Below are 20709 nucleotides of genomic sequence, written 5' to 3'. Positions count from 1 at the left end.
ATCACTCACCACGGCGGCGAGACGATTCGGTCGCCGACATCGATGCCGTGGTCGGCGAAGAAACCGGCGTTGACCTCCAGCGCGGCGCGGAAGGCGACCCCGGCCGCATAGGAGGGACAGTCGGCGGACCGCTCGCTGAGGCAGGGGACCATGTGGCGGATGGCACGGATCACGCCACTCGCGTCGAGAAAGGCGATGTCCAGCGGAATCCGCGTGCGATACATCCAGAAGGCGCCCTGCGGCGTCTGGCTGCGCGGGTAGACGAACAGCATGCCGGCATCCGCCGCCAGGTGGTCGCGCGCCATCAGGCCGCGATTGCGCTCGGCGGGGTCGTCGGCGATCTCCACGCTCAGCTCGGTGCGCTGCGCGTCACCCTCGAGGGTCAGCGGCAGCGACTCGGCCCGGACGTCGACCCCCGCCAGCGAGGCGCTCAGCCCGAGACCGGACGCCCAGAGCCACCGCGCCAATCGATTTGCCTGGGCGTTGCGCCGCAGCGAGGCGCTCAGCCCGAGACCGGACGCCCAGAGCCACCGCGCCAATCGATTTGCCTGGGCGTTGCGCCGCATGTTCGCCTCCGCTGATCGTCGTCTGTCGACTCGGCCACGCCTCGCGGCCCCGTGCCGCCTTCTTTATACTGGCTCATCGCCCTCTCGTCAGGTTCTTCGCCCGCTCATCGAGGATGCTTCGTGCCGCTTCGCGACCTTCTGCTCGGCTTGACCGTGATCGCCATCTGGGCGCTCAACATCATCGTCATCAAGGTCGGCGTGGCCGACATGCCGCCGCTGCTGCTGATGACCCTGCGCTTCATGCTGGTCGCCGTGCTGGTGGTGCCCTTCACGCGGATCACCCGCCGCCAGCTGCCCTGGCTGCTGGTCCTCTCGGTGACCTTCGGCGGCCTGCATTTCCCGCTGCTGTTCCTGGGACTGGGCCAGGCGGAAGCCGGCACCGGCGCGCTGCTGGTGCAGATGGGCACGCCCTTCGCCACCCTGCTCGCGGCGGTCTTTCTCAAGGAACGGCTCGACCTGCGTCGCTGGCTGGGCCTGGCGATGTCCTTCGCCGGCGTGGTGGTGCTCGCCGGCGGGCCGTCGTTGCCCGCCCCGCTGCCCACCGCGCTGCTGTTGGCCAGCGCCTTCTTCTGGGCGGTCTCCAACCTGATCATCAAGGCCTCGCCGGGCATCCCGCCGCTGACGCTGGCGGGCTGGATCGCCCTGCTCGCGATCCCCCAGGTCGCCCTCGGCAGCTGGCTGTTCGAGGGCGACCAATGGGCGGCGCTGGGGCGCGCCGGCTGGACGGGCTGGGGTGCGGTCTTCTATACGGCGGTGATGTCGTCGATCGTCGCCTACAGCGTGTGGTATCGGTTGCTGCAGAAACATCCGGTCAGCCGGGTGGTGCCGCTCTCGCTGCTGATGCCGGTCTTCGCCGTGCTGCTGGGAATGTGGCTGCTCGATGACCCGCTGGGCATCAACAAGCTCGTCGGCGGCCTGCTGGTGGTCGCCGGCCTGGCGGTGATCAACGTGCGCCTGCCGGCGCGTCGCCCCCGGGGCTCGCCCGCCCCCGCATCCCGCGACGAGGGCGCCTGACCCGTCTCCCGGCGCCACCCGGGGGACGAACGAAAACAGCCGACGGCGCTTGCCGTCGGCTGTCGGGAGACTGCAGGAACCGTCAGGCTTACTTGGCCTGGCTGGTTGCCTTGCTGGCAGTCTTGACGTTGTCTTCGACCAGTTTCTGGCTCTGCTTGGCGAAGTCCTGGTTCAGGGAGACGACCTTCTCGGCGTCGTCCTTGAAGCGCTCGCTCAGGTCCTTGACGACCTTCTGCTGGCCTTCGACGTAAGTGCGCATGCCTTCCGCATCACGCACGTCGAGCAGGGCACGCGCCTGGCTCAGGGCAGCGTCGCTGTAGGTCTTGGCGAAGTCGAACTGGGTGCTCAGCAGCTTTTCGGTGTAGTCGATGCTCATTGCCGCATAGGCGCGAGCCGGACCGAAGAACAGCGATTCGAACTGCTTGGTGGCCTGATCGAAGCCGGTATTGGTGTTGGTAGCCATGGTTGCACCTCCGTAATGGTTGCTGACCCGAAGGATGTCGGCCTTCGTTGCACTGCAACATAGCAAAGCCATTGCTGCGTCGCAACATGAGATTCACGATTTTCCCTCTTCCCTCTTCCCTGGGCACATTACCGATCGACGGCCACGCCTCCCGTGTCACCCACGGCGAACACGGTGCGGGCCGGGCCGCGGCACATGCCCCGAGCGATGGACCGAGCACCGCCACGAGCCGAGCGGACGAACGTTTAAATCTCATCGTCGGCGGCGCTTGTCGCGCAACGCCACGCCCCTGTATGGTCATTCAACGGTAGCTTCCCGGCCAGCCCCGGCCATTGGCGCCACGGGCATCGCGAACCTGCCTTCAAACGACAATCTGACTCAGGCCGTGGCTGTCGCGGCGGATGCCCCTGCGTCCTGACGCGCCCAGCCCGCCAACAACAAGACGCTTGCGAGGAGCTCCTCCTTGATTCGAATCGACAACGTCTCCAAGACGTTCGGCGGCCTCCAGGCAGTACGAGGCGTCTCCTTCGACGTCGCGCAGGGCAGCATCACCGGGCTGATCGGCCCCAACGGGGCCGGCAAGAGCACACTGTTCAACATGGTCGCCGGACTCTTCCCGCCCTCCAGCGGCCGCGTACTGCTCGACGACGAGGACATCACCGGCCTGCCGCCGCACAAACTCTTCCATCGCGGCCTGGTGCGCACCTTCCAGATCCCCCACGAATTCTCGCGCATGACCGTGCGCGAGAACCTGATGGTCGTGCCCCCGTCGCAGAGCGGCGAGAACCTGTTCAAGGCCTGGCTGCGCTGGGGACGGGTCAAGGACGAGGACAGCGAGGTGCTGGCCAGGGTCGACGAAGTGCTCGACTTCCTGGAGATCACCCACGTCGCCGACGAACTGGCCGGCAACCTTTCCGGTGGCCAGAAGAAGCTGCTCGATCTGGGGCGCACCATGATGACCGACGCCAAGATGGTGCTGCTCGACGAACCCGGCGCCGGCGTCAACCGCACCCTGCTGGGCAAGATCCGCGAGGCGATCCTGCGCCTGAACCGCGAGCGCGGCTACACCTTCTGCGTGATCGAGCACGACATGGATCTGATCTCGGCGCTCTGCGACCCGGTCCACGTGATGGCCAACGGCGAGTTGATCGCCTCCGGCGCCATGGAGGACCTGCGCCGCAACGAGCAGGTCCGCGAGGCCTACCTCGGCGGTGGCGCGAGCGGCCGGATGGGCGAGAACGTCACGCCCGGCGGCACTTCGGCCAACCAGGGGGACGCCTCATGACCAACCTGCTCGACGCCCGGGAGATCTACGGTGGCTACGGCGGCGTGGATATCCTCCAGGGCACCAATCTGCGCGTCGCCCCCGACGAGATCGTGGTGATCATCGGCCCCAACGGCGCCGGCAAGTCCACGGCCATGAAGGCGGTGTTCGGCCTGCTGCGCATCCGCGCCGGCGAGGTGCGCTACAAGGGCGAGGCGATCACCAACGCCAAGCCGGAACAGATGGTCCGGCGCGGCATCGCCTACGTGCCCCAGGAGAAGAACGTCTTTCCCTCACTGACCGTGCGCGAGAACCTCGAGATGGGCGCCTACCTGATGAAGGGCGATCTCTCGAAGCGCCTCGACAAGGTCTACACCCTGTTCCCCAAGCTCGCCGAGCGGCGCCGCCAGCAGGCCGGGCTGATGTCCGGCGGCGAGCGGCAGATGGTCGCCATGGGCCGCGCGCTGATGATCGACCCCGAGCTGCTGATGCTCGACGAACCCACCGCCGGGCTCTCGCCGCTGCTGATCGACGAAACCTTCGAGCGGATCAAGGAGATCAACGCCCAGGGCATCGGCGTGCTGATGGTCGAGCAGAACGCCAAGCAGGCACTGGCGATCGCCGATCGCGGCTACGTACTGGCCACCGGCCGCAACCGTCACGAAGACACCGGTCCCAACCTCCTGGCCGATCCGGAAGTCGCCGAAATGTTCCTGGGGGGTTGAGATGACCGATATCCTGCAACTGCTCGTCTACGGCCTGGTGCTGGGCAGCGTGCTGACCATGGGCGCGATCGGCGTGTCGATGATCTTCGGCATCCTGCGTTTCGCCCACTTCGCCCACGGCGATTTCATGACGCTCGGCGCCTACCTCGGCCTGGCCTTCATCTCCGCCTTCCATCTCAGCGCCTGGTGGGCGCTGCCGGCGGCTATGGTCGGCATGGCGGTGATCGCGGTCTTCATCGACCAGGTGCTCTACCGCCGGTTGCGGCGCACCCAGCCGGTGATCCTGCTGATCGCCTCGTTCGGCATGGCGCTGATCCTGCGCAGCCTGGTGCAGCTGATCTGGGGCTCCGACAACCAGACCTACGCCACCGGTATCCAGTTTCCCTGGCGGCTCGACTGGCTGGGCGGCATTCGCCTCAAGCCCGACCACCTGTGGATCATGCTGATCTCGCTGGGCCTGGTGATCGCGGTGCACCTGTTCCTGACCCGCTCGCGGCTGGGCAAGGCGATGCGCGCGATGTCCGACAACATGGATCTGGCGCTGGTCTCGGGGATCCCCGCCGAGCGGGTGATCATGGTCACCTGGGTGATCGGCGGCGCGCTGGCCGCCGCGGCCGGCGTCTTCCTGGGCATCGACACCCGCCTGCACCCGGTGATGGGCTGGACCGCCCTGCTGCCGGTGTTCGCCGCCACCATCCTCGGCGGCATCGGCCGGCCCTACGGGGCGATCGCCGGCGGCATGATCATCGGCGTGTCGATGGAGATGTCGACGCTGCTGATCCCCGCCGCCTACAAGCCCGCCGTGGCCTTCGCGATCATGGTCGGCATGCTCATCCTGCGCCCGCAGGGCATCTTCAAGGGGACACTGTGATGGAACTCAGCGGCATCGCGTCCTATCTCGTCTCGTTTCTGACCTTCGCCGGCGTCTATGCCGTGCTCGCCCTGGGCCTCAACATGCAGTGGGGCTTCACGGGCCAGTTCAACATCGGTATCGCCGGGTTCTTCGCGGTGGGCGCCTACACCAGCGCCATCCTCACCACGCCCTCGAGCCCCGCCTACCTGGGTGGCTTCGGCATGCCCTTCCTGGTGGGGCTGGCCGGTGCCGTGATCGCCGCGACGATCATCGGGGTGATCATCGGCCTGATCACCGCCCGGCTGCGTACCGACTATCTGGCGATCGCCTCGATCGGCATCGCCGAGATGATCCGGCTGTTCATCAAGAACGAGGACTGGCTGTCCAACGGCGTGCGCGGCATCGCCGGCATCCCGCGGCCCCTGGAAGGGACCCCGCTGGACACGCCGCTGGGCTATCTGCTGGTGGTGGCGGTCTTCGTGGTGGCCGTGTACTTCCTGGTCGAGCGCGCCTACGCCTCGCCCTGGGGGCGCGTGCTGCGCGCGATCCGCGAGAACGAGCCAGCCACCGCGGCGGCCGGCAAGGACATCGCCAACTTCCGCCTGCAGGCCTTCGTGCTCGGCTCGGCGATCATGGGCCTGGGCGGCGGACTCTATGCGCACTTCTTCGGCTTTCTCAGCCCCGAGGCGTTCATGCCGCTCTACGGCACCTTCATCGTCTGGGTGATGCTGATCGCCGGTGGCAGCGGCAACAATCGCGGCGCGATCCTCGGCGCCGTGGTGGTGTGGGGCGTGTGGTCGGTGACCGAGCTGCTCACCGACCTGCTGCCCGCCGAGCACGCCACCCAGGGCGCGGCGCTGCGCGTGCTGCTGATCGGCGTGCTGCTGCAGGTCATCCTGGTGACCCGGCCGGAGGGCATCCTCCCCGAGAAGCCGCCGCGGCTGATCGCCGACCGCCGGCGCAAGCGCTGAGCCCCTGCCCGCAACGACGAACGCCCCGGCCAACTGGCCGGGGCGTTTGCGTTGCAAGCGGTGGGATTGCCGCGGGCCTTCGGCCCGCGGCGCTGCTCACTTCTCGTCCATCTTGGGCTCGAAGATCCGCTTGGTGACGATCTTGCCGTCCTCGAAGGTCCACTCGCCGAAGGTGCCGGGAACGTCGCCGTTGTCGTCGAAGTTCACCGAACCGGAGGCGCCCTCGTAGTCGATGTCCTTGCCAGCCTCGAGGAGCTTGACCGCCTTGTCGAACTCGCCCGGCCCGACCTTCTCGCCCGGCGGGTTGGCGACGTCGCGCAGGTGGTCGCGAATCGCCACGCTGTCGGTGGAGTCGGCGGCCTCGGCGGCCAGCGCGATCAGGTAGAAGGCATCGTAGGCGGTGTCCAGATAGGGCTTGGGCGGTACCGCGCCGTAGGTCTTTTCGTAGGCGCTGCTGAAGTGCTTGGCTCCCGGCGAGTCGGCGCGGGCCTGAGGAACGGTACCCACCGAGCCGTTGAGGTATTCCGCCCCCAGGTTGGCGACCAGTTCGGGCGCCTTCATGCCGTCGGTGAAGACGAAGTTGCGGAAGTAGCCGCCTTCCAGCGCCTGACGCAGAATGGTCTGGCCGTTTTCCGGATAACCGATCAGCACCAGCGCCTCGGGGTCGCCGCTGTCGGCCTGCTGCAGCTCACCGCGATAGGCCGGCTGACCCTGCTCGTAGGCCACGGTCGCCGCCACCTTGCCGCCCTGGCCCTCGAAGGCCTTGGTGAAGGCATCGGCCAGGCCCTTGCCGTAGTCGTTGTTGATGTAGATGACGCTGACCGTCTCGTAGCCCTTGTCGGCGGTGATCTGGGACAGCGCCACGCCCTGGAAGGCGTCGGACGGCACGGTGCGGAACAGGAAGTCGTCGTCGTCGAGGGAGGTGACCACCGGCGAGGTCGAGGCACTGCTGATCTGCGGAATCTTGCCCGGCTTGGCCACGCTCTGGGCGACCGGGATGGTCACGCCGCTGGACAGCGCGCCCATGATCGCGCTGACGCCCTCGACGTTGACCAGCTTCTGCGCCGCGGCCACGCCGGGCTGGGGCGAAGTCTGGGTATCGCCGCTGGCGATCTCGACGTCCTCGCCCATCACGCCACCGGCGGCGTTGATCTCCTCGGCGGCCAGTTGCGTGGCCTTGAGCGCGGGTTCGCCGTAGCTTTGCAGGTCGCCGGTGAGCGGAACCAGGACCCCGACCTTGAGCGGAGCCGCCAGGGCGGACATGCTGGTCGCCAAGGCGATGGCGGAAATGGCACCGATTAGCGGTTTCTTGACGGTCATTGCAGAGATCTCCATTGCTGACCTTGATTGTTGATCGTCGATCGGCGGGCGTGACCCTTCGTGACACCAGCCCTGACATCCAGCATAAGCGGGCGACCGGGGATAGACAAAGCGTCCGTTGGTCCACTGGTCAACGCTATACCCGAGCGGGCCCGGCCCGTGTCATCGGGACGGTGAGTCGCGCCGGCCGTCCTGCTACCATGACGCCTCGCGCGAGCAGCCCTGCCACGTAGGGAAACGAGAGGACACACCATGGGACTTCGTGAAATCGCCGTGGGGGGTATCTATCTGAGCCCGCTGCTGCTCTATGCCCTGCTGGGCTTTCTCTGCGCCGTCGCCGTGCGCACCCTGCTGCATCGCTTCATGAGCCAGCAGGTACTCTGGTACGAGGCCTGGTTCGACGCCGCGCTGTTCGTCATCCTGACCGCCGCCATCGCTTTCATGTTCTCCTTCGCCAACGGGACGGCCGCCTGATGCGCAAGTCGCTTCGCATTCTCATCACCCTGCTGATCGTCGCCGCCGCCATCGCCGCCGGCCTGTGGCTGTGGTATTACTACCTGTACACGCCCTGGACCCGCGACGGCCGGGTTCGCGCCAACGTGATCACCATCGCCCCCGATGTCTCGGGCTGGGTCGCCAGCCTGCCGGTGCAGGACAACGCCGCGGTGCGCAAGGGGGAGACGCTGTTCACGATCAACGACGCCCGCTATCGGACGGCCGTCGACAAGGCCCGGGCGGTGGTCGACCAACGCCAGGCGACCCTGGAGCTCAAGCGCCACGAGCAGACGCGCCGCCAGCGCCTGAGCAACCAGGCGATCAGCGACGAGAACCAGGAGATCGCGCGCATCAATACGCGGGTCGCCGAGGCCGAACTGAACCAGGCCAAGGCCGATCTGGCGAGCGCCGAACTGGATCTCGAGCGTACCACCGTCACCGCCCCGGTCGACGGCCACATCCTCAACCTGCACCTCAACGCCGGCAACTACGTCACCGCCGGCAACCCGGTGATGGCGCTGGTCGAGTCGCACTCCTTCTACGTCACCGGCTATTTCGAAGAGACCAAGATGCCCTTCATCGACCTCGGCGACCCCGCGGAGATCACCCTGATGAGCGGCGACACCCGGTTGCAGGGCCACGTCGCCGGCATCGGCCGCGGCATCGCCAACGCCAACACCACGGCCAACAGCGAACTGCTGCCGCAGGTCCAGCCGACCTTCAACTGGGTGCGCCTGGCCCAGCGCATTCCGGTACGCATCGAGCTCGACGCCATTCCCGACGAGACGCTGCTCAGCGCCGGGATGACCGCCACGGTCCGCATCCTCGACGACGCCAAGCGCTGAGCCGTGGCCATGCCCGCTCTTCTCGAGGCCTATCTCACCCCGTCGGCGAGCGCGGTCAAGTTCGCCATCAAGGCGACCCTGGCGATGTTCCTGGCGCTCTATCTGGCGCTCTGGTTCGATCTCGACCGCCCCTACTGGGCGCTGATCTCGGCGGCCTTCCTGCAGATCCGACCGATGAGCGGCATGGTGATCGAGAAGGGGCTGTGCCAGATCGGCGGCACCTTCATCGGCGCCGTGGCCGGGACCGTGATCATGTCGCTGTTCGTCCAGGCACGGGTACCGGCACTGATCACCCTCACCGCCTGGATCATGCTGTGTACCTACGGTAGTTCGCTGCTGCGCAACAACTTCTCCTACGGCTGCATCATGGCCGCGGTGACGGCGATGCTGATCGTGGTGATCGCCGGCAGCAACCCGGCCAGCGTCTTCGACGTGGCGGTGGCGCGTCTTTCGGAACTGGGGCTGGGGGCGATCTGCGCGACGCTGGTCAGCTCGCTGCTGTGGCCCACCCGAGTACGCGAGCATCTGGCCGATCAGGCCAACACGGTGATCAACCAGGCCTTTCTGCAGGCCGCTCAGCGCCTCGAGGCGAGTCGCGACGACGCCGAACTGCAGGCCTCGCTGACCGGCAGCCTGGCACCGCTGACCCAGCTCGAGACCGACAGCCAGGCAGCCCGCTACGAGGGCCCGGAGGGCAACGGCCGCGTCCGCGCCACTCACGTGCTGACCCGGCGCACGCTGCGCTTCTTCGCCACCCTGCACGCCATGCATCACCTGCTGCGCGACACCCGCGAGACGCTCGACACCGACATCCGCGAACTGGCCGGCGAGTGCGCCCGGGGTTTCCGCGAGGCCGAGGATGTCGAAGGCGTTCCGGCCGCGAGACGCCGCCTGCAGGCACTGCGCCACCGCGCCCTGGAGCTCGACGAGACCCGCCGCGCGCCCCTGCAGCGGCGCCTCGTGCTGGGGCTGCGCGACATCCTCGGTCACGCCATCGTCATGCTCGATGCCCGCGAGGCGATCGTCACCCCCGGCAGCAAGCATGTGCGCGGCGGGCGGCTTTCCTGGCATCGCGACCATCTCGCGGCCGGGGTCAACGCGCTGCGCGCCGGCATCGTGTTCGGCTGCCTGGCCACCTTCTGGATTCTCACCCACTGGTCGAACGGCCAGGTGGCGATGTTGCTCGGCACCCTGTTCTCCGCGTTCTTCGCCAGCCGCGACAACCCGGTGGCGATCACCCTGATGTTCTACAAGGGCATGCTGGCGGCGATCCCCAGCGCCTTCCTGTTCGGCCATGTGCTGCTGTCGCAGGCCAACGGCTACCCGATGCTCGCCATGCTCTTCGGCACGCCACTGTTCCTCGGCCTGCTGGGCGCCGGCAACCCGCGGACCATGGGCTACTGCCTGGCCTTCACCATCTTCAACATCCTGCTGACCATGCCCGGCAACGGCATGGACTTCTCCTTCGACAGCTTCGCCAATCGCGCGATCGCGGTGATCATCGGCCTGAGCGCCGTGGTGATGAGCTTCCGGCTGCTGCCCGGCCTCGGCGCCACGCTGCGCCGACGGCGGCTGGTGGGTGCCATCGCCCGGGATCTGCGGCGCCTCGACCAGGGCTCGCTGGGCGAGGCCGAGACGCGCTTCAGCGGGCATATCGCCGACCGACTGCTGGCCCTGGCCCGCCACGACGACATGCTGCCCGAGGACCAGCGCCACCTGTTCGCGCTGGGCCTCTCCGGGCTGGACCTGGGTGCCAGCAGCCTGCGCCTGCGCCAGTGGCTCGACGACACCCGCGCCGCGCCGGTGCGCCGCGCCCGACGCGACTATCAGCAGGCCCTGGCCGCGGCCTACCAACGCTGTGCCGATGGTTGCACCTCGCCGACACTGGACGACGCCGGCCACACCCTGCTCGAGACGGTCCGGGAACACCGTGCGCTGCCCGAGGCCCGGATCGAACTGCTGCAGGGCATGCTCGAGCGCCTGGGCCTGACGCTGCGGGAACAGGCCGAACGCATCGCCGCGCGCTCGGCGAAGGCACCTTCCCGCTAGGCGCGCCCGGGCCGCTCGCCGGGCGGCCCGGCGGTAATCGCTGCCCCAGCCCATTACTGATAATAACTATTATTTACATTAGTATTGGCTTCCGATAATGTCCGCCATCGGGGAACGCCCGATCCACGAAAAACAACGGAAGCCGGCCATGAAGCCAACGCACAGACGTCTTTCGCCTTTCCACACCAGCCTGCTGGCCACGATGGTGGCAATGGCCTCCTTTCCGGTCGCCGCGCAGGACAGCAGCGAGGCCATGTCGCTGGACGCCATCACCGTCACCGCCGACAAGCAGAAGCCACGCGGCCCCGACAAGGGCTACAAGGCCGAACGCAGCCTGACGGCCACCAAGACGGACACGCCACTGGCCGAGACGCCGCGATCGGTGTCCGTGGTGACCCGCCAGCAGATCGAGGACCAGGGCGCTCAGACGCTCGGCGATATCCTCGAATACGTACCGGGCGTTTCCGCGGCCAACTACCCGGCGGGCGACGCGCTGGCCGGCGACATCTTCTACATCCGCGGCATGAACCAGCGCGATTACGGCTATGGCACCTATCGGGACGGCCTGCGCATGCAGTCCAATGCCTATGCCACCTCGGCGGAACCCTACGGGCTCGAGCGGGTGGAAGTGTTCAAGGGCCCGACATCGGTGCTGTATGGCGAGAACGTCCCCGGCGGCCTGGTCAATCTGGTCAGCAAGCGACCCACGGCGGCGCGGCGCGGCGAAGTGAACCTGAGCTACGGCACCCACGACCGCCGCCAGGTCTCCGCCGACGTATCGGGGGCCTTGACCGGGGACGACCGCGTCCGAGGTCGGCTGGTCTTCCTGGGGCGTCGCGCCGATACCCAGACCGACAGCGTGCCGGACGATCGTCTCTACATTGCGCCCTCCCTGGCCATCGACCTCAGTGACCGCGACACCCTGACCCTGCTCGCCCAGTATCAGAAGGACGACACCGAGATCCAGTTGGGGCTGCCGGCGGCCGGCACCCTGCTGTCACGTGCCGGTGGCCGACTGGATACCGACACCAACCTGGGGCATCCCGACTGGGATACCTTCGATCGCGAATTCTGGACGCTGGGCTACGAATACGAGCACCGGTTCGACGACGCCTGGACGTTCCGTCAGAACGCCCGCCATGTGCGCTCCCGGGTCGAGCGCCGGGAAACCTGGTGGTCCTTCGTCGACCGGGGCTACGGGCCCTTCGTGGGCGCCTATGGTCGCGACCGGGACAACGACACCCGGGTCGATTCGATCGACAACCAGCTCGTCGGCCATTTCACGGCCGGTGCGCTCGACAATACCCTGCTGTTCGGCGCCAGTTACGACAGGACCTCGTTCGATCAGGTCCAGTACATCGGCAACATCGCGGGTGGCGAATTCCAGTTGATCGATGTCTTCGACCCGCGGTACACCGGCGAGCCGCGGACCTCGACCCTGTCCTCGGACGACGAGATCACCCAGGAACTGGCGGGCGCCTACACGCAATGGCAAGCCAGGACGGGAGGGCTGATCGCCCTGGTCGGCACGCGCTACGACTGGGCCAGGAGCGAGTACGACGACCGTACGCCCGGGAACGACGGCAGCACGCGCACGGACAACGAACTCACCTGGCAGACGGGCCTGATGTATCAGTTCGATGTCGGTCTGTCGCCCTATATCAGCTATGCCACGACCTTCGTGCCCGTCCAGCAGTTCTCCACCAACGGCGGTGACACCTTCGAGCCGATCACCGGCGATCAGATCGAGCTGGGCGTGAAGTACGAACCCGCCGGCTCGAACACCTCGCTGACCGTCGCCTACTTCGACCTGACCAAGGAAGACGACGTGACCTACGACAACCTGGCGGGCGATTACCGGCAAGTGGGCGAGACACGTTCGAAGGGCGTGGAAGTCGAGCTCAAGAGCGACATCACCGACAACCTCAACCTGACGGCGGCCTATACCTATACCGACGCCCGGATCACCGACGACGCCGGATCGCGTTACGAGGACAGGCAGGTTACCGGCGTTCCCCGGCACCAGGCCTCGCTGTGGGCCAACTACGCCTTCACGCAGGGTGCCCTGCGCGGTCTGCAGACCGGCCTGGGCGTCCGTTATCTGGGAAGCTCCTACGCCTACCCGCCGCAGTCCCTGGACTATGGCACGCTCGACACCGGCGGCGAGACCCTCGTCGACGCGGCCCTGGGGTATGCCCTCACCGACGACTGGAGCGCCCGGGTCAACGTCAGGAACCTGTTCGACGAGACGTACATCGCCCAGTGCAACAACGCGGGTCGCTGCTACTACGGCGCCGAACGCAGCGTGACGGGCACCCTCTCCTATCGGTTCTGAGCCCGCCCCCGCAGCGACGCGGATCCGTCGGCCTCTTCGGGGGCCGGCGTATTCGGGAAATGCTGAATAAATCGACGAGCGGGATGAAGCGCGAGGCGCATGGAACACAGAAAACGAGACATAACATGAAGTTAGGCGAGTTTTCGACCGGGCTGGCGCCCCAGTACCACGCAACGAAGCGATTCGTTGGGGGCGCCGAGTCCGCGCAGGCATTTATGCAGCGTTTCCTTCGTTACGATAGGGGCTCGAACCCACCACCGGAGCCCCGGACATCATGCAGATCCGCCCTTTCCGCCACGAGGATGAAGCCGCGGTCGTCGCGCTCTGGGAGCGCTGCGCGCTGACCCGCCCCTGGAACCACCCTCAGCGCGATATCGCCCGCAAGCTGGCCGAGGACCCCAGCCTGTTCCTGGTCGGCGAGATCGAGGGCCGGGTAATGGCCAGCGCCATGGCCGGCTACGATGGCCATCGCGGCTGGTTGCACTACCTGGCGGTGGCGCCCGAACACCAGGGGCGCGGGCTCGGCAGGCGGATGCTCGCCGCCGTGGAGAACGCCCTGCTCGCCCGCGGCTGCCCCAAGCTGATGCTGATGGTACGCCACGAGCACCCGCAACTGGTCGACTACTACCGAGGGCTGGGCTACGACACCGGCGAGTTCGTGACGCTGGGCAAGCGGCTGATCGCCGACGATTAGCGAGCCTCGACACGCGACGCCCGGCCATTGGCCGGGCGTCGCGTCACATGCAGCGGATCATCGGCCGAACAGATGCCGGCGCGCCTCGTCGTCCATCTCCACGCCATCGCGGGGATTGACCGTCTCGGCCCGGGCATAGGCGCGCCGGACGCCGTTACGCTCGCCGATCGCCGTGAACCAGCGCTGGACATGGGGGAAGTCCTCGAGATCCTGCCCTTGCCTGGCGTGCGGCTTGATCCACGGCCAGATCGCCATGTCGGCGATGCTGTAGGCGTCGCCGCCGACGAACTCGTGATCCTCGAGACGCCGGTCGAGCACGCCGTAGAGCCGCGCGGTCTCCTTGGCGTAGCGCTCGATCGCATAGTCGATACGCGCCGGGGCATAGTTGCGGAAATGATGGTTCTGGCCGGCCATCGGCCCCAGGCCGCCCATCTGCCAGTAGAGCCACTGCAGCACCACGTAGCGCTCGCGGCCGCTCGCCGGCAGGAACTGGCCGCTCTTGTCGGCCAGGTATTCGAGGATTGCCCCCGACTCGAACAGTGCCAGCGGCTGACCGCCGTCGGCGGGATTGCGATCGACGATCGCCGGGATCCGGTTGTTGGGGGCGATCTCCAGGAATTCGGCGGCAAACTGCTCGCCGCGGCCGATGTTCACGGGATGCAGCCGATAGTCGAGCCCCGCCTCCTCGAGGAACAGCGTGATCTTGTGGCCGTTGGGTGTCGTCCAGTAGTACAGATCGATCATGGAACCTCCTGTTACCGCCGCTGACAGTCGCCGGGCAAGGCCCTGACCGACCGGGCCTTCGCTCCATTCAGCCATAGTCCGGATCGCGGTGCGACACCAGGCCGGCGACAACACCGCGCGGCTCACGCAAAGCAACGGCCCACGCAGCCTCGGCACGGGCCGTCCAGCCGGCTCGTCTGACGCATGACCGGCCTGCCCGGGCGATCACTCGCCGCGCGGAAACCGCTGGGCTTCCTCGACCTCGTTGAGATCCATGTGATTGCGCATGTAGCGCTCGGAGGCCACTTTCAACGGCTGGTGGTCCCAGGGGTAGTAATGGCCGTTGCGCAGCGCTTCGTAGACGATCAGACGCTGGGCCTGGGATTCGCGGATCTCGGCGTCGAATCGCGCCATGTCCCAGCGTTCGCGCATCTTGGCCTGGAAGGCGGCCAGTTCCCGCGCATGGGCCGGATCCGCGGCCAGGTTGGTCGTCTCCTGGGGGTCGGCCTCGAGATCGAACAACTGCGGCGGATCGATCTCGCAGTGGTTGAACTTCCACTTGCCGGCACGGATGGTCACCAGGGGCGCGTAGGAGCCCTCGGCCGCGTACTCCATGTAGACCGGCGCGTCACGCTTTTCGCCACGCATCTGCGGCAGCAGCGACTGGCCGTCGGTCCAGGGGGCGATCTCGGACAGATCGATGCCCACCAGGTCGGCCAGGGTGGCGTTGACATCGATATTGGACACCGGCTCGTCGATCGAGCGGGGTTCGATCCCCGGGCCCGCGATCATCAACGGCACCCGCGACGAGCCTTCGTACGGGCTCATCTTGAACCACAGGCCCTTCTCGCCGAGCATGTCGCCGTGGTCGGAGGTCAACACGATGATCGTGTCGTCGCGCATGCGCGTGCGTTCCAGCACGTCGAGGATCGAGCCGATCTTGTCGTCGATGTAGGAGAGGTTGGCGAAATAGCCGCGACGCGCCCGGCGCACGTCCTCGGGCTGAATGTCGAAGCGGGTGTAGTCGTTGGCCTCGAAGAGGCGCTGACTGTGGGGGTCGAGCTCGTCGAACGCCATGGCGCCCTGCCGTGGCTCGAGATGCTCGCAGTCCGCGTACAGGTCCCAGAACCGGCGACGCGCCACGTAGGGGTCATGGGGGTGCGTGAAGCTCACACACAACGCCCAGGGCCGCTTGTCGTGCCCCCGCGACAGATCGAACAACTTCTGCTCGGCGTTGAAGGCGACCTCGTCGTCGTACTCCATCTGGTTGGAGATCTCGGCCACCCCGGCGCCGGTCACCGAGCCCAGGTTGTGATACCACCAGTCGATGCGCTCGCCCGGCTTGCGGTAATCCGGCGTCCAGCCGAAGTCGGCCGGATAGACGTCGGTGGTCAGCCGCGTCTCGAAGCCGTGCAACTGGTCGGGACCGACGAAGTGCATCTTGCCCGACAGACAGGTCTCGTAGCCGGCCCGACGCAGATGATGGGCCCAGGTGGGGATCGCCGAGCGAAACTCCGCGGCGTTGTCGTAGACGCCGTTGCGGCTGGGCAGCTGTCCCGACATGAAGGCCGCCCGGCCGGGCGCGCAGAGATAGCTCGGCGTGTAGGCCCGGTTGAACCGGGCGGCACGCTCGGCCAGTTTCTTCAAGTGGGGTAGGTGCAGGAAGTCCGCCGGACCGTCCTCGAACAGGGTGCCGTTCACCTGATCGGCCATCAGCACCAGAATGTTGGGTCGTTTCATGCCGTCACCGTCTCGTGGCTGGGTTTCGTGCGTGAAACGTCAGCCTGCACCTGGCGGGGCGTCCGGCACCAACGATCAATTCGACCTCTCAGGCCAAGCCCGGCTGGGCCTGACGGCTCCGCATCGCCCCCCGTCCCTCACCGGAGCTCCACGAGGGCCGCGTCGGCATGCATTTTCTCGATCCCCACCACGGCCCCCGGAAGCGTACCCGGCCTGCCGTGCGCCTCGCCCCGAGCCGATGAGACCGCCGCCTGGCAAGACGCCCCCGCTGATCGTTCGCTCGCGCAGCCGACGAGGTTCTTGAAGACGGCGGAAAGAGACACGGGCATCACATAGTTTGATAATTAACTAATAATATCCAAACAAACAAGTAGCAGAATATTCATAATCTTGTAAACATCTGGTAGGCTTTTGTCGCCAGACAACGACAATCGGCATTCACACAGGGCCGACATGGCCCGTTTTCGCTTGATTCACGCAAGGAGAACACCGTGAAGCAGAGATCATTCAAGGCTATTGGTCTGACCACAACACTCTTCACGCTGGCGACACCGGCGCTGGCACAACAGACCAGCGACGCCGACGTCCAGCGCCAGTTGCAGGAACTACGCAACCGGATCCAGCAGCTCCAGACCCAGCTCGACGAACAAAAGAGCCAGACTGCCACCACCGAGTCGGATCAGACCCGTCAACTGGCCGAAGAGAACAGCCAGATTCTCGAGGCCATGAAGCGCACCGAGATCAACGGTCAGCTCGAGTTCGGCTCGACCTTCAACGACTGGAGCGAGCGCGACAAGGATACCGGCGGGGATCTCGACTTCGGCAAGTTCAACCTCGGCATCAGCGGCGGCTACGATCAGTTCAACTACTCGCTGCAGTACCGCTTCTACAACGGCTATCGTTTTCTGCAGCATGGCTGGCTGGGCTACGAGGTCACCCGTCACGACAGCGTCAAGCTGGGCCTGGTACAGACGCCGTTCGGCAACATGGATTACGGGTATCTCGGCTGGTACGGCAACCTGCCCTATCTGGCAGGCTTCAACGACAACCAGAACGCCGGTATCAAGTGGGATCACAGCGCCGGCGCCTGGGATACCTCGCTGGCCTTCTTCAAGAGCGATCAGCTCGGCGACGGCAACGAGCACTACGGCGCCAATGCCGTGGGCGACAGCGCCCAGGGCAACAGCGAGGAGAACCAGCTCGCCGGCCGCATCGCCTACACCTTCGGCCAGGGCAGCGACTACACCACCGAGGTCAACCTCTCGGCCAAGGGGGGTCAGCTCTACAACACGCGTACCGGCGACAGCGGCGACAACTGGCAGGCCGCGGTCGGGCTGAACGGCAGCTACGGCAACTGGCGGACCCAGTTGCAGGCCACTACCTACGAATACAATCCCGAGAACCCGGCGGAATCGGCCTCGGGCATTTCCGACAACGTCCTGCAGATCGGTGCCTTCGGTTTCAACTACCTGATTCCGGCCGAGGGCGAGACCTATTCGGCAAGCCTGGCCTACAGCATGGACGTCAACTGGGGGCCCGTGGAGAACCTCTACTTCTACAACGACTTCAGCATGATGGATGCCGCCGACGACTACTCGCCGATCAACGGTGGCTTCGGCGACATGGACGACCCGATGCTCAACGACCTGGGGATGAAGGTAACGGCCGGCCCCTACTATGCCTGGTTCGACATCGTCACCAACAAGAACGGCCTGAACTACTTCGGTTCACCGGTGGACGACAACTGGCATACCAGCGTACAGACGCATTTCGGGCTGACGTTCTGAGGCGCCCGTGACCTTACCGCGATAGCTGCCTTGCCCCGCCCGATTTCGAGCGGGGCTTTTTCATGGCCGGCTCACGGGCTTTCCGGTTCAGCGGCACCCACGCTATCGATGCTGCGCTGCGCCTTGCGGCCCAGCCCGTCGTAGAGGTCGAGCATGCGTTCCACCCAGCCATGGACCGGGTCGGCGTTCGAGACCAGGTCCGCGGCCGACACGCAGCGCGCCCACATGAAGGTGCCGAACAGCAGGTAGTCGGCCCCCGCGGGTTCATCGCCGTCGACGAAGTCGGCCTCGCCGAAGCGGGCTCGCAACGGCTCCAGCGCCAGATCGAGCTGACTCAACCCCCGGCTCGGCGCATGGACCTCCTCTAGCGTGCGGCCGAAGGCCTTCTCGCGCGTCTCGCGAAAATACGCGCGATCCTGCGGCGCCACGGCGTTGTAGAGATCCATCATGACCGTCTTGATGACCGCCGGCGCCAGGTTGCGCTCGGCGTAGAACTTGAAGAAACGCGCCCGGGCTTCGGCCGGCTGGCCCCCCAGCAGGGGTCTGTCGGGATAGACCCGATCCAGATAGCGAAAGATCTCGTAACTGTCGGTGACGGTCTCGTCGCCATCGACGAGCACCGGCACCTTGCCCTGGCCGGAGAAGGCAATGGCGTCCTTGTCGGTGAAGTGCCAGGGCTGAGTCTGATAGTCCAGCCCCTTGTGGGCCAGAGCGTACTTGACGCGCCAGCAATAGGGGGAAAAGCGCAGATCCTCGTCGATGCCGCACAGGTCGTAGAGCAGGCGTGTCATGGCCACCTCGCATCCTCGATGAATGGGTATCCGGAACGCTATCATCATGTCCGGGCCCCTGCCATCGTCGTCGATCGATCTCCCGCCCCATTATCTATTAGTCTAATGATTTGACCAATCTCTCAGACTTGGGCCTTTCAAAAACCCCGGAAAAACCATCTCAACTTTTTGTTTTTAAAAATTAAAACAGCCTATTTAAGCGCAGCGCAGCATTGGTCAAACCAATTTTCCAAGGATGGCCAACGTCCCGATTCCCGATTATCGTTCCGACTCGGCTGCCAAGCCGCTTCGGTGTTCGCGCCGACATGCGCTGCAAACGACCTGTCACGCCCGGCCGCCAGGCTGGACAAGAACAAGAGGGAAAGTGCCTCATGAGTGAATCGCTTCTCGCCCTACTGGCCTTCCTGCCGCTATTGCTGGCGGGAATCCTGCTGATCGGCTTTCGAATGGCCGCACGTACCGCGATGCCGATCGTCTTCGTGGTGACCGCGCTGATCGCCCTGCTGGCCTGGGACATGTCCTTCTCCCGGGTGCTGGCCTCGACCTTCCAGGGGCTGATTCTCACCGTGGCGATCCTGTGGATCATCTTCGGTGCCATCCTGCTGCTCAACACGCTCAAGCATTCCGGGGGGATCGCCGCGATCCGCAACGGCTTCTCGGGATTGAGTCCGGACCGTCGAGTCCAGGCGATCATCGTCGCCTGGCTGTTCGGCTGCTTCATCGAGGGGGCCTCCGGCTTCGGCACCCCGGCCGCCGTGGCCGCGCCGCTGATGGTGGCCCTGGGCTTCCCGGCACTCGGCGCCGTGGTGGTGGGCATGATGATCCAGTCCACACCGGTGTCGTTCGGAGCGGTGGGCACGCCGATCGTGGTCGGTGTCAGCGGCGGCCTGCACAAGTCCGGCATCACCGAGCAACTGGTCGCCGACGGCTCCAGCTGGGAGCACTACTTCCGCCTGATCACCTCCGAGGTGGCCATCACCCACGGCATCATCGGCCTGTTCATGCCGCTGATCCTGGTAACCATCATGGTGCGTTTCTTCGGCGCCAATCGCTCCTGGCGCGAAGGCCTGGCCATCGCCCCGTTCGCGCTCTTCGCCGGGGTCTGCTTCGTGGTGCCCTACATGCTGGCCGGGGTCCTGCTGGGGCCGGAATTCCCGTCGATGATCGGCGCCATGGTGGGTCTGGCGATCGTCGTCCCGGCGGCGCGCAAGGGCTTTCTGCTGCCCCGCGAGACCTGGGACTTCCCCGACGCCGAGCAGTGGCCCGACGAATGGCGCGGCAATCTCGAGATCAAGACCGACCAGGTCGCCGGCCGCACGCCGATCTCGGTGTTCATGGGCTGGGTCCCCTATGTGCTGCTGGCGGTGTTCCTGGTGCTGTCGCGGACCATCGCGCCGCTCAAGGACGCCCTGACCTCGCTGAGTCTCGGCTGGAGCGACATCCTCGGTGAAACCGGCATCTCGGGCAGCGTGCAACCGCTCTACCTGCCCGGCGGGATCCTGGTGTTCGTGGTACTGCTGACCATCGGCATGCATCGCATGCGTGGCAGCGAGGTCAAGGCCGCCTTCAACGAGTCGACCCGCACCCTGCTGGGCGCCGGCTTCGTGCTGCTGTTCACCATTCCCATGGTGCGCATCCTGATCAACTCCGGCGTCAACGGCGCGGATCTGGTGTCGATGCCGGTGGCCATGGCGCGCTTCGTCGCCAACAGCGTAGGCGACATCTACCCGCTGTTCGCGCCGACCGTGGGTGCGCTCGGGGCGTTCATCGCCGGCTCCAACACCGTCTCCAACCTGATGCTCTCGGACTTCCAGTTCAACGTCGCCGAGGTACTGGGGCTGTCGACGGCGATGATGGTGGCCCTGCAGGCGGTGGGTGCCGCGGCCGGCAACATGATCGCCATCCACAACGTGGTGGCGGCCTCCGCGACGGTGGGCCTGCTGGGCCGCGAGGGGGTCACCCTGCGCAAGACCCTGCTGCCGACCCTCTACTACGTGCTGTTCGCCGGTATCATCGGTCTGATCGCCTTCTACGGGCTTCACGTCACCGATGGCCTGCTGGGGGGCTGACCCGC

General features: G+C 66.2%; 18 protein-coding genes. 12 read left to right on the top strand and 6 right to left on the bottom strand.

Going from position 1 to position 20709, the window contains the following annotated elements:
* Positions 1 to 5 precede the first annotated feature (5 nt).
* Positions 6 to 566: a DUF192 domain-containing protein gene (locus D0901_RS13140; RefSeq protein WP_129140757.1), complete on the bottom strand. Its 561-nt coding sequence runs from the start codon at positions 564 to 566 to the stop codon at positions 6 to 8.
* Positions 567 to 686: 120 nt separating this feature from the next.
* Between D0901_RS13140 and D0901_RS13135 the strand changes: the two genes are divergently transcribed.
* A complete protein-coding gene (locus tag D0901_RS13135; protein ID WP_129140756.1) occupies positions 687 to 1580 on the top strand; it encodes a DMT family transporter in 894 nt (297 codons plus the stop codon).
* Between the two features lie 88 nt (positions 1581 to 1668).
* Here the strand turns inward: D0901_RS13135 and D0901_RS13130 are convergent, their stop codons facing one another.
* Positions 1669 to 2043: a phasin family protein gene (locus D0901_RS13130; protein WP_129140755.1), complete on the bottom strand. Its 375-nt coding sequence runs from the start codon at positions 2041 to 2043 to the stop codon at positions 1669 to 1671.
* 463 nt (positions 2044 to 2506) lie between these two features.
* On the opposite strand from D0901_RS13130, the gene D0901_RS13125 reads away from it, so the two are divergent.
* Genes D0901_RS13125 through D0901_RS13110 form a run of 4 tightly spaced genes read left to right on the top strand, consistent with a single transcriptional unit; the run spans position 2507 to position 5856 of the window.
* The gene (locus D0901_RS13125) at positions 2507 to 3328 is read left to right on the top strand and encodes an ABC transporter ATP-binding protein (protein ID WP_129140754.1); all 822 of its coding nucleotides are present in this window, start codon (positions 2507 to 2509) and stop codon (positions 3326 to 3328) included.
* Positions 3325 to 4032, top strand: a complete 708-nt coding sequence (locus tag D0901_RS13120; RefSeq protein ID WP_129140753.1) for an ABC transporter ATP-binding protein — start codon at positions 3325 to 3327, stop codon at positions 4030 to 4032. Before D0901_RS13125 ends, D0901_RS13120 begins: the two co-directional genes overlap by 4 nt.
* Before the next feature lies 1 nt (position 4033).
* Complete coding sequence (locus tag D0901_RS13115) at positions 4034 to 4903, top strand: branched-chain amino acid ABC transporter permease (protein WP_129140752.1); 870 nt, start codon at positions 4034 to 4036, stop codon at positions 4901 to 4903.
* A complete protein-coding gene (locus D0901_RS13110) occupies positions 4903 to 5856 on the top strand; it encodes a branched-chain amino acid ABC transporter permease (RefSeq protein WP_203234870.1) in 954 nt (317 codons plus the stop codon). The genes D0901_RS13115 and D0901_RS13110 overlap by 1 nt, the downstream gene beginning before the upstream one ends.
* Positions 5857 to 5952: 96 nt before the next feature.
* Here the strand turns inward: D0901_RS13110 and D0901_RS13105 are convergent, their stop codons facing one another.
* A complete protein-coding gene (locus D0901_RS13105; RefSeq protein ID WP_129140751.1) occupies positions 5953 to 7176 on the bottom strand; it encodes an ABC transporter substrate-binding protein in 1224 nt (407 codons plus the stop codon).
* Positions 7177 to 7428: 252 nt separating this feature from the next.
* Between D0901_RS13105 and D0901_RS13100 the strand changes: the two genes are divergently transcribed.
* The 5 genes from D0901_RS13100 (at position 7429) to D0901_RS13075 (ending at position 13594) form a co-directional block, all read left to right on the top strand.
* Positions 7429 to 7650 (top strand): DUF1656 domain-containing protein, encoded by a 222-nt coding sequence (locus D0901_RS13100; RefSeq protein ID WP_129140750.1) that lies wholly within the window; start codon positions 7429 to 7431, stop codon positions 7648 to 7650.
* Positions 7650 to 8516: an efflux RND transporter periplasmic adaptor subunit gene (locus D0901_RS13095; protein ID WP_129140749.1), complete on the top strand. Its 867-nt coding sequence runs from the start codon at positions 7650 to 7652 to the stop codon at positions 8514 to 8516. Before D0901_RS13100 ends, D0901_RS13095 begins: the two co-directional genes overlap by 1 nt.
* Before the next feature lie 9 nt (positions 8517 to 8525).
* Positions 8526 to 10565 (top strand): FUSC family protein, encoded by a 2040-nt coding sequence (locus tag D0901_RS13090; protein WP_129140748.1) that lies wholly within the window; start codon positions 8526 to 8528, stop codon positions 10563 to 10565.
* 148 nt (positions 10566 to 10713) lie between these two features.
* On the top strand, positions 10714 to 12900 hold the full coding sequence (locus D0901_RS13085) for a TonB-dependent siderophore receptor (protein ID WP_129140747.1): 2187 nt from the start codon (positions 10714 to 10716) through the stop codon (positions 12898 to 12900).
* Between the two features lie 274 nt (positions 12901 to 13174).
* Positions 13175 to 13594: a GNAT family acetyltransferase gene (locus D0901_RS13075; RefSeq protein WP_129140745.1), complete on the top strand. Its 420-nt coding sequence runs from the start codon at positions 13175 to 13177 to the stop codon at positions 13592 to 13594.
* A gap of 57 nt (positions 13595 to 13651) precedes the next feature.
* Here D0901_RS13075 and D0901_RS13070 read toward each other — a convergent pair whose 3' ends face one another.
* A complete protein-coding gene (locus D0901_RS13070) occupies positions 13652 to 14338 on the bottom strand; it encodes a glutathione binding-like protein (protein WP_129140744.1) in 687 nt (228 codons plus the stop codon).
* Between the two features lie 204 nt (positions 14339 to 14542).
* Positions 14543 to 16057, bottom strand: a complete 1515-nt coding sequence (gene betC, locus D0901_RS13065; protein WP_129140743.1) for a choline-sulfatase — start codon at positions 16055 to 16057, stop codon at positions 14543 to 14545.
* Positions 16058 to 16548: 491 nt separating this feature from the next.
* Here betC and D0901_RS13060 point away from each other — a divergent pair, with 491 nt between their 5' ends.
* Positions 16549 to 17844 carry a hypothetical protein gene (locus D0901_RS13060; RefSeq protein ID WP_129140742.1) on the top strand — a complete coding sequence of 432 codons (1296 nt, stop codon included), beginning with the start codon at positions 16549 to 16551 and terminating at the stop codon, positions 17842 to 17844.
* Positions 17845 to 17915: 71 nt separating this feature from the next.
* Here the strand turns inward: D0901_RS13060 and D0901_RS13055 are convergent, their stop codons facing one another.
* The gene (locus tag D0901_RS13055; protein ID WP_129140789.1) at positions 17916 to 18635 is read right to left on the bottom strand and encodes a glutathione S-transferase N-terminal domain-containing protein; all 720 of its coding nucleotides are present in this window, start codon (positions 18633 to 18635) and stop codon (positions 17916 to 17918) included.
* A 371-nt stretch (positions 18636 to 19006) separates the two neighbouring features.
* On the opposite strand from D0901_RS13055, the gene D0901_RS13050 reads away from it, so the two are divergent.
* Complete coding sequence (locus D0901_RS13050) at positions 19007 to 20704, top strand: L-lactate permease (protein ID WP_129140741.1); 1698 nt, start codon at positions 19007 to 19009, stop codon at positions 20702 to 20704.
* Positions 20705 to 20709 lie beyond the last annotated feature (5 nt).

The sequence above is a fragment of the Modicisalibacter coralii genome (assembly GCF_004117855.1).
GTDB classification, from domain to species: Bacteria; Pseudomonadota; Gammaproteobacteria; order Pseudomonadales; family Halomonadaceae; genus Modicisalibacter; species Modicisalibacter coralii.
The sequence above is the reverse complement of the archived record's forward strand: the minus strand, read 5'-3'. Positions and strand labels throughout refer to the sequence as shown.

Coding starts and splice junctions, on each gene's coding strand:
- D0901_RS13140 (WP_129140757.1), bottom strand. CDS start 566: ATGCGGCGCAACGCCCAGGCAAATCGATTGGCGCGGTGGCTCTGGGCG.
- D0901_RS13130 (WP_129140755.1), bottom strand. CDS start 2,043: ATGGCTACCAACACCAATACCGGCTTCGATCAGGCCACCAAGCAGTTC.
- D0901_RS13120 (WP_129140753.1), top strand. CDS start 3,325: ATGACCAACCTGCTCGACGCCCGGGAGATCTACGGTGGCTACGGCGGC.
- D0901_RS13115 (WP_129140752.1), top strand. CDS start 4,034: ATGACCGATATCCTGCAACTGCTCGTCTACGGCCTGGTGCTGGGCAGC.
- D0901_RS13110 (WP_203234870.1), top strand. CDS start 4,903: ATGGAACTCAGCGGCATCGCGTCCTATCTCGTCTCGTTTCTGACCTTC.
- D0901_RS13105 (WP_129140751.1), bottom strand. CDS start 7,176: ATGACCGTCAAGAAACCGCTAATCGGTGCCATTTCCGCCATCGCCTTG.
- D0901_RS13100 (WP_129140750.1), top strand. CDS start 7,429: ATGGGACTTCGTGAAATCGCCGTGGGGGGTATCTATCTGAGCCCGCTG.
- D0901_RS13095 (WP_129140749.1), top strand. CDS start 7,650: ATGCGCAAGTCGCTTCGCATTCTCATCACCCTGCTGATCGTCGCCGCC.
- D0901_RS13090 (WP_129140748.1), top strand. CDS start 8,526: ATGCCCGCTCTTCTCGAGGCCTATCTCACCCCGTCGGCGAGCGCGGTC.
- D0901_RS13085 (WP_129140747.1), top strand. CDS start 10,714: ATGAAGCCAACGCACAGACGTCTTTCGCCTTTCCACACCAGCCTGCTG.
- D0901_RS13075 (WP_129140745.1), top strand. CDS start 13,175: ATGCAGATCCGCCCTTTCCGCCACGAGGATGAAGCCGCGGTCGTCGCG.
- D0901_RS13070 (WP_129140744.1), bottom strand. CDS start 14,338: ATGATCGATCTGTACTACTGGACGACACCCAACGGCCACAAGATCACG.
- betC (WP_129140743.1), bottom strand. CDS start 16,057: ATGAAACGACCCAACATTCTGGTGCTGATGGCCGATCAGGTGAACGGC.
- D0901_RS13055 (WP_129140789.1), bottom strand. CDS start 18,635: ATGACACGCCTGCTCTACGACCTGTGCGGCATCGACGAGGATCTGCGC.
- D0901_RS13050 (WP_129140741.1), top strand. CDS start 19,007: ATGAGTGAATCGCTTCTCGCCCTACTGGCCTTCCTGCCGCTATTGCTG.